This window comes from Kitasatospora cheerisanensis KCTC 2395 (genome assembly GCF_000696185.1).
Classification (GTDB): Bacteria; Actinomycetota; Actinomycetes; order Streptomycetales; family Streptomycetaceae; genus Kitasatospora; species Kitasatospora cheerisanensis.
On the sequence record NZ_KK853997.1, the window covers coordinates 802,185 to 812,642 of the forward strand.

Annotated in this window: 7 protein-coding genes; 2 read left to right on the forward strand and 5 right to left on the reverse strand. The window is 74.3% G+C overall.

Features of this window, described 5'->3' with window-relative positions; genetic code table 11:
* Positions 1 to 21 precede the first annotated feature (21 nt).
* From KCH_RS03530 to KCH_RS03540, 4 genes are all read right to left on the reverse strand, one after another.
* Complete coding sequence (locus KCH_RS03530; protein WP_051652693.1) at positions 22 to 2,010, reverse strand: TOMM precursor leader peptide-binding protein; 1,989 nt, start codon at positions 2,008 to 2,010, stop codon at positions 22 to 24.
* Entirely contained in the window at positions 2,003 to 3,454 is a 1,452-nt protein-coding gene (locus KCH_RS03535) for a YcaO-like family protein (RefSeq protein ID WP_244305609.1), read from the reverse strand. The genes KCH_RS03530 and KCH_RS03535 overlap by 8 nt, the downstream gene beginning before the upstream one ends.
* A gap of 173 nt (positions 3,455 to 3,627) precedes the next feature.
* The gene (locus KCH_RS43880) at positions 3,628 to 4,206 is read right to left on the reverse strand and encodes a hypothetical protein (protein WP_244305126.1); all 579 of its coding nucleotides are present in this window, start codon (positions 4,204 to 4,206) and stop codon (positions 3,628 to 3,630) included.
* A gap of 61 nt (positions 4,207 to 4,267) precedes the next feature.
* Complete coding sequence (locus tag KCH_RS03540) at positions 4,268 to 5,341, reverse strand: AfsR/SARP family transcriptional regulator (protein WP_051652695.1); 1,074 nt, start codon at positions 5,339 to 5,341, stop codon at positions 4,268 to 4,270.
* Positions 5,342 to 6,171: 830 nt separating this feature from the next.
* Here KCH_RS03540 and KCH_RS03545 point away from each other — a divergent pair.
* A complete protein-coding gene (locus KCH_RS03545) occupies positions 6,172 to 7,662 on the forward strand; it encodes a Dyp-type peroxidase (RefSeq protein WP_051652696.1) in 1,491 nt (496 codons plus the stop codon).
* A gap of 39 nt (positions 7,663 to 7,701) precedes the next feature.
* Positions 7,702 to 9,537, forward strand: a complete 1,836-nt coding sequence (locus tag KCH_RS03550; RefSeq protein WP_035858857.1) for an alpha-keto acid decarboxylase family protein — start codon at positions 7,702 to 7,704, stop codon at positions 9,535 to 9,537.
* Here KCH_RS03550 and KCH_RS03555 read toward each other — a convergent pair.
* Positions 9,476 to 10,458: carboxylesterase family protein (locus tag KCH_RS03555; RefSeq protein WP_167573983.1), on the reverse strand; the 983-nt coding region annotated here is incomplete at its 5' end. The two genes, KCH_RS03550 and KCH_RS03555, sit on opposite strands and share 62 nt — an antisense overlap.

Genomic DNA, 10,458 nt, shown 5'->3' on the forward strand with positions numbered 1-10,458 from the left:
GGTCGCCGGGTTGAGCGGGGCTCAGGGGAAGGGGTGCGGTGCGGGGTTGAGCTGTTCCGGCCGCAGGTCGTGCGCGCACAGGCCGGCCTCGCGCGGCGCGGTCCGCAACCGGGGCATGGTCAGCGCCCGTTGGCGCTGCCAGCCGAAGTCGATCGGCAGCAGCCCGGGCACCAGCACCGAGGCGGTGTGCAGTCCGGAGGCGCGCTGCTCGGGCATCGTCTGGTCGACCACCACCACGTCGAACCCGGCCGAGGCGACCGCGTCGACGCAGCGCAGCAGGTCCTCCCGGAGGTCGTCGGACGGGGCGATCGAGCCCTCGGCCAGGGCGGCGGTCGGGCCGGCGCCGCGGGCGTCCTGACGCTTCAGCAGGAAGTCGGCGTGGTGCGCCATTTCGGGCAGGCCGTACACCAGCGGGTGGTCGTGCAGCACCCGCACCTGGTCGAAGTCCGCGGCCATGGCGCGCAGCCGGCGCTCCTCGCGGGCGGTGCGGCTGCGCAGGTTGACGGCGTCGGTGGCGATCTCGCACAGGCCGGCCCAGAGTGCGGCCTCCGGATCGAGGCTCGCGCCGGCGCCGAAGCAGAGCCGGCCGGGCCCGCCGTCGATGCGTTCGGCGACGGCGGTCACCACGGGGATCGGGAAGGTGATCCGGGTGTCGAAGAACCGGGCCCGGTAGCCGTACATCTCCAGCCGGTCGACCATCGCCCTGGTCTGCGGGCGGCTGCTGGTGCGGCCGTCGATCTCGGGCAGCGCGAGCCGGCCGTACCAGGCGAGCAGGAAGGCGTCCCGTTCGACGGCCTCCATCAGGCCGTGGTAGATCGCCTCCTCCAGGCTGCCGCCGGACGCGCAGCCGTTGGAACTCTCCTGCACGAAGCGGTTGGTGAGCCCGCCGGGCGCGTGGTAGTACGCCAGGATCTCCGGCACCAGCTGCGGCCGCCGGTCGCGCAGCGACCAGCCCCACACCCACGGGATCGGGGTGCTCGGCGAGAACGGCCGGACGCCGGTGACCCGGTGGAACTCCTCGGTGTACAGGCCGCAGACCCGGGGGTCGAGCGCCCGCTCGCCGAGTTCGTCGAGGGCGGCGACCACGCGGGTGCGCTTGCCGCGCGCCCGCATCCCGGCGAACCGCTCCAGCCCCTCCAGCAGGCCGACCTCGGTGCTGGCCCGGTAGCCGGCGGTGTGGCCGCCCCAGAAGCACTCGCGCAGGTAGTCGCCGGAGCGCATGGTGAAGCAGCCGACCGTGGACGAGGTGGACGCGGACACCAGGTCCGGCACCACCGAGGGGCCGAGCATGCCCGCCACCGGGTTGACGAACGCCGGCAGCGACAGCCGGTACTCCTCCACCGGCCGCAGCCGGAAGTCGTCCGGTGCGCGCTTCGGGCGGCTCGCCAGCTCGATCCGGGCTCCCTCCGCGGTGTCCTCGACGCGGTGCTCGCAGCGCGGGCACTCCGCGTCCCCGAGCAGCGGGAAACCGCTTACCCGCAGCGTCTCCAGGTCCAGCAGGTGCACGATCGGCAGCCCGTCCGCGCACCGCGGCCCGTGCTCCGCGCGCGCCGCCAGCAGTGCGGCGATCGCGTCGGTCAGGAACGGCACCGCGAACGGCGGACGGCCCGCCGCCCGGGTGCCGGACCCGAGCTCCAGGGCGTCCCGCAACTGCCCGGAGCGCACCGCCTGCCAGCGCCGCGCGAGGCAGCGCGGGCACGGCGACGCCTGACCGGCCCCGGCGGGCGGGCCGTCCGGCCCGACCACCGCGTGGTGGCCGTACAGGTGCACGGGCACCGCCCGGCCGGTGCCCGGGTCGGCCGGGCCGGCCGCAGCCGGCTCGTTCGCAGCCGGGTCGTCCGCCGTCAGCTCGTCGCGCGCTCCGAGCAGCGCCAGCTCCACGCCTTCGACCCGACGCTGCGTCAGGTGGTCGGCCAGGTCGGCGAAGAGCGCCTCCCACGGGCCGGCGTGGCCGACGCCCACGAGTCCGGCGGCGGTGCCGGGCGAGCGGTCAAGGACGTCCTCAGACATCCGCGGTCCCGTCCGAAGTCCCGTTCGTGAGCAGCACCTTGACCACCTCGATCCGGCCGGCCCGCAGGTCGGCCGGGCCGCACGGGGCCAGCAGGACGTCCCGGCCGGCCGCCCGCAGGCGGTCGAGCACCTGCGTCCACTCCAGGCCGTCGCCGAGTTCCGGGCCGGCCTGGCCGGCAGCCGTCAGCACGGCCGGGTCCAGCTCGCCGAGCAGCGGGTCGCCGGTGTCGGCGGCGCCCGGCGCCGCCGGGTCGCGGTCGAGCTGGACGGCGGTGAGCAGGTCGCGGACGGCCTCCAACAGGGCGTCCCGCAGGCTGAGTCCGGTGCCGAGCGACCAGCGGTGGCCGCCGGTCGCGGCGTCGGCGGCGCGGGCCAGCACCACCGGCAGCGGCGCGTCCGGGCCACCGAGGCGGAACAACTCCGGCTCCAGGCCGTGGTTCTGCGCCGATCGGGCCAGGAAGGTCAGCTGCGCGTCCTGCCGCAGCACCTCCAACGGGAGCTCCAGTGCCGCGAGTTCGCCGCGCAGCGTGCGGCGGAGCGCGTCGTGGCCGAGGGCGGTGCGCAGGCCGCGGGCCGTCGCCTCGGCGAGCGTGCCGCCCGCGCCGGTGCCGGCGGAGGTGGCCTCGAAGGCGCGCTCCCGGTTGTGCGGGCCGAAGGTGCGCAGCGCGGCGACCGGGACGAGGACGGGCTCGCCGGTCAGCAGCGAGGCGGCGGGGCTCCAGTCGCGGACGGTGCCGAGCGGCACGCCGCTCGCGGTGCTCAGCGACTCCGGCCGCACGCGGGCGGGTTCGGCGCCCTCCGCGGCGGTGGCGGCGGGCACGGCGTGCTCGACGTACACCTCGGCGGCCCGGTACAGGGCGCGCAGCCGGGCGCCGGCCACGTGGTGGACGTCGCCGGCCGAGATCTCGCGCCGCACGCCGGGGGCGAGGTTCAGGGTGACGGTGCCGGCCTTCAGCGGGGTCTGCCGCCAGTCGTCGTCGGCGTACCGGGCGAACACCCCGGCGTGCGGGCCCACCAGCACGGCGCGGGCGTCGAGTTCGGCGAGCGCGGCCTCGGAGGCGCCCTCCTCGGCGGAGAAGTCCTCCTCGCGGCCGGCCCCGGCGAGGTCGATGCCCCCGGTGTCCGGGCGGTCGTCGGCGGCGCAGCGCGAGCAGCGCGGGTGGGGGTGCAGGGGTTCGCCGATGACGTCGAGCGAGTCGAGGTCCTGGATCAGCAGGCGTCCGTCGGTCTCGGCGGGCAGGGCGCCGGTGGTGAGCCGGAAGACCTCGTAGCCGAGCAGGTTGCCGAGCATGGCGGCGAGCGGACCGTGCGGGCGGCGGGTGCCGGTGGGCAGCGGGGCGAGCGGGGCGAGGGCGCTCCACAGTTCGGCGGCGTCGGCGGCCGGGGCGGTGGTGCCGAGGCGCAGGGCGGCGCACATCCAGCAGCCGGTGCGGTCCGCGGACATCAGCGGGCCGATGACGGCGCTGCCGCCGATGGTCCAGGCGGGCAGCAGCAGCCGGCCCTCGGGCAGGCCGGCCTCCAGCAGGCGGACGACCTGCCGGTTGCCGTCGGGTCCGGTGACCACCACGACGTCGTAGCCGTCGAGTTCGGCCCGGTCGGCGCCGACCGGGCCGGCCGTCAGGGTGCGGACGTCGGCGGGGCAGCCGGCCTTGGCGAGGGCTGCGGTCTCGGTCTCGATCTCGGCGTAGCCGGCGAGTTCGGTGAGGGCGGGGAGGACGCCGACGGTGGCGCAGCCGTTGCGGACCAGGCTGAGCACGGCCCAGCGGGCGAGTTCGTCCGCGCCGAGGACGGCGACCCGGGTCTCGCGGAAGCGGTGGAAGCGCTGCTCGGCGTCGCCGACGTAGTGGTCGATGTACTCGATCTGCGGGCCGAACCGCGCGGTGGCCTCGGCGGTGAGCGGTGACGGGCCGTCGGGGCGGGGCCGGCGTCGCGGGCGAAGCCGCGGTCGTAGAGGGTGGCGACCAGGCGGGTGAACATGGCCCGGTGGTGCTCGCCGAAGCCCTGGCTGATCTCGGCGACGGTGTGCCGGCCGTTCAGATGCGGCACGATCAGCGAGGCGAAGCGGTAGGCGTCCTTGGCGGTGACGCCGAAGCCACCGTGGGCGTTGTGGAACAGCACCCCCTCGGGGGTCTGGGTGTACAGCACGTCGCGGCGGATCCGTGGACGGCTGTCGGCGATCTCCTCGAACGGGGGCATGTCCCTCACACCTCAGTGGTACGTGAAACGGAGCGGCTCGGTGCCGCACGGACGGGAGCGGTCAGGCGCGGGGCGGGGGCGGCGCCGGTGCCGGTTCCCCGGGGGCGCGGGCCCAACTGCCCGCCGCGGCCCGGGTGAAGGCCCGCAGCAGCTCGTGCACGCGGTAGTGCCCGCAGGGGCCTTCGGCGAGCAGCCCGGCCTCCACCAGTCCGGCGAGGACCACCTCGCCGGTGGCCGAGCCGGTCGACTCCTGCTGGCCGCCGGCGAGTTCGGCGGCTCGGTGGAGTGCGGCGGCGGGTGTGCCGCGGAGCGCCGGCGCGAGGGCCGCGGCGCCGCGGAGGGCCGGGGCGGCGTCGGGGGTGAGCGATTCGCCGCGCAGGACGGCGAGTTCGAGGCGTTGCAGGGCGGAGCCCGGTTCGACGCCGAGCTCGTCGTGCAGGTGGTCGCGGACCCTGCGGTACTCGGCGAGCGCGTCGGCGCGCCGTCCGGTCCGGTGCAGGGCTTCGATCAGCTGTTCCCAGAAGCGTTCGTGGGCCGGGTGCGATCTGGCCAGGGACCAGAGCTCGGCGAGGACTTCGCGACATCGGCCGAGCGCGAGCTCGATGTCGTAGACCCGCTCGACGGTGCGCAGCCACTCCTCGGAGAGCCGCGGCACCTCCTCGCGGTGCAGCACGTCGGAGTGCACGTTGCCCAGCAGCGGCGACTGCCACAGTGCCAACGCCGAGCGCAGCAGGGCGAGTTCGGCGGCCGGGTCGGCGGCCCGGTCGGCCCGGCCGAGCAGGTCGCGGAACTCCAGCAGGTCCAGGGTGCGGGTGTCGACGGCCATCCGGTACCCGCCGGGCAGCGCCTCGATGGTGCTGCCGGAGATCCCGTACTTGGCGAACAGCCGGCGCAGCCGCAGCACGCAGGAGTGCAGGGCGGCCTTGGCGGTGGCCGGGATCTCCTCGCCCCAGATCGCCCGTTGCAGCGACTCCACCGGCACGACCGCGTTCGGCCTGGTCAGCAGGGCCGCCAACAGCGAGGCGGGCTTGGAGGGTTGGAGCACGGCGGTCTCGCGGCGGTCCGCGATGGCCAGCAGGCCGAGCACGGTGAACCGGGCGCCGCTGCCGGCTCCGGCTTCCATGGCGATGCTCACCGCGCTCTCCTTCCGACTCCCCCGGACGCCGTGCGGGCATGCCGAAGGCGCCCGCCGACCACTGGTGTGCGTTGATCCACGCCGCCCGGACGGCGGCATGCTGCAGGTGCCCGGTGCGCCTCCCTCGGCGCTACTGCCCGGTACGACAACGCCAGACCGTACGAGCTGACGATCCGTCACGTCAATGGCCCCGAACGGCCTTTCAGCGAATTTCCGCAAACACTTGCATGACGCTCCGGCGACGCCCCGCACCGCTGCGCCACCGAGGCCATTCGCATGCGGACTTTCTCTCTGCGCGTCGTCCCGTCCCCACCTCGACAGCCACGGGAGGACGGGTCGGCGCAGGCAAAGCGGACCCCACGGGAGCGTCAACTCGGCGCCAGGGCAACGGAAATCCCGCCACCGTGCCCCCGGAGACGCCCACCCGTGGCCACCCATGATTGCGTACGGTCAACTTTTGCGCCAGACTCGCACACTCCCGATCGAAAACACACCGTTCGTCCACCGGTTCGCACACCGCACCCCGGCGGCCGGAAGCGCTGGATCACCCCGACCGGCTCCCACTGCGGCACCCTCACCGATCACCCGCCGTTCTTCGGCCGGCTCGGCCCGCCCCAGCCTTCCACCCGTGAGCGACGGGCGCGCCCCGGGCCCGGCCCGGCGGATCCGTTCGACGGCACACCATCGGCCCGCCCGTAGGCCTCCCGCCTGTTCCGCGGGGCTTCGAAAGGCCGACCTCCGGTTGGCAGGCCGTCCGGCGAGCCAGCAACGTGGAGTGCTGAGCCGACCGCGCCGCGTGATCAGCCATGCCTGCACCGAGGAGCCCGAGCGTGACCACCACCTCCGCCCGCCCCACCGCCGTCCCGTCCATCGAACAGCTGCCGCAGCCGGAACTGCGGACGAACACCGACATCCAGGGCAACGTCCTGGCGGCCTTCAACAAGGACTTCACCGACTTCCGCTACCTGCACTTCCCGGACGCCGCCAAGGGCCGGGGCTGGCTCTCCGCGATCCTCAACACCGTCGCGACGACCAGCGAGACCGAGGACTTCAACGAGCAGTTCTCGCTCGCCCGCCGCGCCTTCGGCCGCGACCCCGCCCTCACCGCCGTCCGCTGCGGCGTGTCGCTCACCTTCGACGGGCTGCTGACCGTCGCCGCCGAGCCCGAGCAGCTCAGGAAGGACCTCGCCGCGTTCACCGCGTTCGGCGCGGGCGCCGCCGCCCGGGCCGCCGCCCTCGGCGACACCGGGGACAGCGACCCGAAGACCTGGCTGTTCGGCGCCGGCACCGGCGAGCAGGTCGTGCACGCGGTGCTGATCGTCGCCGCCGACACCGAGGAACTGCTGACCGAGAAGCTGAAGAACCTCGACGCCGTCGAGCACGCCCACCGGATCGGCCGCGTCCACGTCGACCGGGGCCGCACCCTGCCGGGCGCGCTCAAGGGCCACGAGCACTTCGGCTACAAGGACGGCATCTCCCAGCCCGGCGTGAAGGACTTCCACCGGGAGGACCCGGAGCGCAAGGGCTTCCGCGACAACCGCGCCGGGACGGAACTGATCGAGCCCGGCGAGTTCGTCTTCGGCCACCGCAGCGAACAGGGTGACCGCAAGGCCCCCGCCTGGATGAAGAACGGCTCGCTCCAGGTCGTCCGCCGGCTGCGGCAGGACGTCGCGGGCTGGAACAAGGCCGTGGCCGACGGCGTCAAGGAGTTCACCGGGACGATGGACGCCACCCGGCTCGGCGCCTGTCTGGTCGGCCGCGCCAAGGACGGCACCCCGCTCGCCCCGCCCGGCAGCACCGTCACCGGCCTCGGCTCCGACCGCAACGACTTCGACTACGCCAACGACCCCGCCGGCCGGCACACCCCGTGGGTCGCCCACATCCGCCGCACCCACCCGCGGGCCTTCGCCGGCGTCAACGACGACCACCCGAAGAGCCACCGCCTGATGCGCCGCGGCATCCCGTACGGACCCGCGTTCACCGGCGGCAAGGACGACGGCGAGGACCGCGGGCTGATGTTCGTCTGCTACGGCACCTCGCTGGAGCAGCAGTTCGAACTCGTCCAGCAGCACTGGTCCAACGACCCGGCCTTCACCCCCGGCGACCCGAAGGCCGACCGGCACGTCCCCAACGGCTTCGACAAGGTCACCGGACTCGCCGGGAAGGCCGCCATCGGACTGGAGGACGGCACCCACGGCACGGTCGACCTGAGGCGCTTCGTCCGCACCACCGGCGCGCTGTACGCCTTCACCCCCTCGATCAGCACCCTGCGGCTGCTCGCCGAGGGCAAGGCCCTGCCCAACAGGTCCACCGGCTCCTGACCCGCCGTCAACCCCGAAGCAGAAGGAGGCATCGCACAGATGAGCACCGAAGACGAGTGGACGGTCGGCCGCTACCTGGCCACCCGGCTCGAACAGCTGGGCATCCGGCACCTGTTCGGCGTGCCGGGGGACTTCCTCGGCCCGTTCCTGACGATCATGCAGGACACCACCTCCGTGCGCTGGGTCGGCACCCCCACCGAGATGGGCGCCGGCTACGCCGCGGACGGCTACGCCCGGGTGCGGGCCGCCGACGCCGCCGCGGACGACGCCGAACGGGGCGTCGCGGCCGTCGCGGTGACGTACAGCGTGGGTGCGTTCAGCCTGCTCAACACCATCGGCGGCGCGTACGTCGAGGACATCCCGCTGATCGCGATCAACGCCGGCCCGTCGTACGAGCAGTGGCTCAACTTCCAGGCGGTCGGCCTGCTCACCTCGCACATGAGCCCGCGCCGGGAGAGCAACCTGGACGTCTACCGGCAGGTCACGGTGGACGCCCAGGTGCTCTCCAACCCCGGGCTCGCGCCCTCGCAGATCGACAGCGCGATCACCGCCTGCCTGACCGAGCGCAAGCCGGTCTACCTGGAAGTCATGGAGGACGTCTGGGAGGCGCCCTGCGAGCCGCCGCAGGGCGAACTCCGGGCGCACGAACGGCCGTTCACCGCCCGCAACCGGCAGATCCTGGACAAGGCGGTGGCCGCGGCGGTGGCCCTGATCCGGAAGTTCGGCACCCCGATCGTCTGGGCCGGGGAGGAACTCGTCCGCCAGCGGCTGGAGAACGAGCTGGTGGAGTTCGTGGAGGCCACCCGGATGCAGTTCTGCACCACGGTCGGCGCGAAGTCCGTGGTCTCCGAACGGCACCCGCTGTTCGCCGGCGTCTACAACGGCAAGGCCAGCCTCCAGGAGATCCGCGACACCTTCAAGAACGCCGGCTGCCGGATCGGGCTCGGCACCTGGTCCACCTCCAAGAACCTCAACGGCGAGCAGAACATCGGCGACGACTGGATCGTGGCGGCGCGCGGCGGCCTGAGCGTCGGCGCCATGTACTTCCCCGACGTCCAACTCCGGCACTTCATCCCGGCGTTGAAGACCGCACTGGAGGGGCAGACCTTCCCCGCCGACCACTTCGCGCTGGCCCGCGCGGCCGGCCTGGACGTCCCCGCCACCACCTCGGCGTTCCTCGACTCACTGAGCTCCGACGAGCACCCGACCGAGCTGACGTACGACAGCTTCTTCAAGCACGTCAACTTCTTCCTGGAGAACCGGGCCACCGGCGGCGACCCGAACGCGCCCTCGCCGTTCACCGTCGTCTCCGACGCGGCGTTCGCGCTGCTCGGCTCGATGAACCTGCGGATCGGCGACCGCTCGGGCTACCTGGCGCAGAACAGCTGGCTGTCCATCGGCTACTCGGTCGGCGCGGCCACCGGCGTGGCGCTGGGCCGGCAGCAGGCCATGAAGCGCCCGCTGGTCTTCGTCGGCGACGGCTCGTTCCAGGAGATCTGCCAGGAACTGTCCACCCAGGTCCGCCACCACCTGGCGCCGGTGTTCTTCGTACTGGACAACGAGGGCTTCTACGGCATCGAGCAGATGCTGGTCGCCCCCTGCTACTTCAAGGGCAGGCAGTCCGACGGCGCCGACTTCTACAACGTGCTGCACCCGTGGCGCTACGAGAAGCTCGCCGAGGTCTTCGGCTCGGAGAAGGACCGCATGCACGGCTTCGAACTCTCCACCCACGACGAGCTCGACTCCCTGCTCGGGAGCCTCGCCGACCCCGGCAACGACCTCAACCACTCCCCGGTCCTGGCCCGGGTCCGCCTCAACCGGCACGACTACCCGAGCGCCCTCCAGTACAAGATCGACGAGAACTGCCCCGCGTAGCACGGCCCCTGGCCGTCGGCCCCCGTCCGCGCCGGACGGGGGCCGACGGCGCGTCAGGGCAGCCAGACCTCGCGGACGGTGCGCAGCGGGTCGCGCTCCGCCCGGGGCTCGGCCGTCCAGCGCATGGTGGCCCGGCCGTCGCCGTACGGGGCCAGCCGGCGCCCGGGTCGAGGTCGCGGACGAAGGCGGTCCAGGCCGCGTGGACGGCGTCGGCCAGGGCCTGCGGCGGCTCGGCGCCGAGGGCCGCGTCGACGCCCTCGGCGCCGAGCAGGTCGAAGGCGAACGGCAGGTCGGTGCAGTGGTAGGCCTGCCCGGCGCGGCCGGGCGCGCTGCCCGACCAGTCGAACTGGTAGAGCCAGGTGGGCCGTCGGCGCTCGGCGCGGGCCTCGGCGACGGCCAGCGCGGGGGCGCGGAACAGCCAGTCGGTGATCGCGGCCCGGCCGTCCGCGCCCGGGCGTTCGGCGAGGAAGCGGGCGGCGCGGGCCTCGTCCAGCCCGAACGCGCCGAGCAGGCCGCGGAGTTCGGCTTCCGAGGGCGGGGGCTCCTGGCCGGCCGGGGCGGCGAACTCGTCGGCGGTGAAGCCGAGCAGCAGCGGCACCTCCGCGTCGGCCAGCGCCTCGGGCACCGGGACGGGGACCACCTCGCCGTCGGCGAACGGGGCGAGGTGCAGCGGGGGCAGGTCGTCGCTCTCGGCGAGCGCGTCCTGGTGGGCGAGGAGTTCGGCGTCGGTGGCGTCGCGCAGGGCGGCGGCCGTGGCGGGGACGCCGGTGCGGGCCGCGAAGGCGCGGGTGACGGCCTCGGCGGCGGCCCGGTCCTGCGGGCGCATCACCGCGCCGGAGGCCGAGATCGCCGCCCGGAACAGTCCGCGGGCGGCGGGCGCGGCCAGCAGCGTCTGGACGGCGCCGCCGCCCGCCGACTGCC